This window comes from Rosenbergiella epipactidis (assembly GCF_018494055.1).
Classification (GTDB): domain Bacteria; phylum Pseudomonadota; class Gammaproteobacteria; order Enterobacterales; family Enterobacteriaceae; genus Rosenbergiella; species Rosenbergiella epipactidis.
This window is the reverse complement of the sequence record NZ_JABBFQ010000023.1, coordinates 1-731: the sequence shown is the minus strand read 5'-3', so window position 1 is coordinate 731 and position 731 is coordinate 1. Positions and strand designations below refer to the sequence as shown.

The 731-nt window shown below is 58.1% G+C and carries 1 protein-coding gene; it reads left to right on the top strand.

Annotated features, from left to right (window positions below; genetic code table 11):
* On the top strand, positions 1 to 731 hold a 731-nt coding region (locus tag HGT71_RS15625; RefSeq protein WP_214218606.1), incomplete at both ends, for an Ig-like domain-containing protein.

Below are 731 nucleotides of genomic sequence, written 5' to 3'. Positions count from 1 at the left end.
AAAACGGTGTTGGGTACCACGACGGCAGACCAGGATGGTAACTGGACGTTCACCCCAAGCGTTGCCTTAGCCGATGGCGCACATAATGTGACCGCCACGGCGACGACTGCGGCAGGCAGCAGCTCACCGTCAGCGGCCTTCGATTTTACGGTCGATACCCAAGCACCCGGCACACCGAGCATTGAGGGGGTTGTTGAGACGGCTCACCCAGATCAGGCGGTTGCCGACCACTCGACCAGCAAAACACCGGATGTCACCTTTAGCGGTAAGGCCGAAGCGAACAGTACGGTAGTGCTGACCGACAGCGACGGCAAGGAAGTCGGGCGTGGTACGGCTGATGCCGAGGGTAACTGGCATATCGATACCCAGCTTGCGGACGGTGCTCACGATATTACGGCAACCGCCACCGATGCCGCGGGCAACGTTAGCCCCGCGTCGAATGGATTTGACGTTACCGTTGACGCCACTACCCCCGTCGATCCAGGAACGGATACCCCGGCTGCACCGACTATTACGGACGTGGTGGATAAAGCCCATACCGATGTCGCGGTAAAAGATCATGGGACCACTAACGTCAATGAGATGACCTTTAGCGGTAAAGCAGAAGCGGGCGCGCAAATCACCCTGAAAGACGGTGATAAAACGGTACTGGGCACCACGACGGCAGACAAGGATGGTAACTGGACGTTCACCCCAAGCGTTGCCTTAGCCGATGGGGAACACAATGTGAC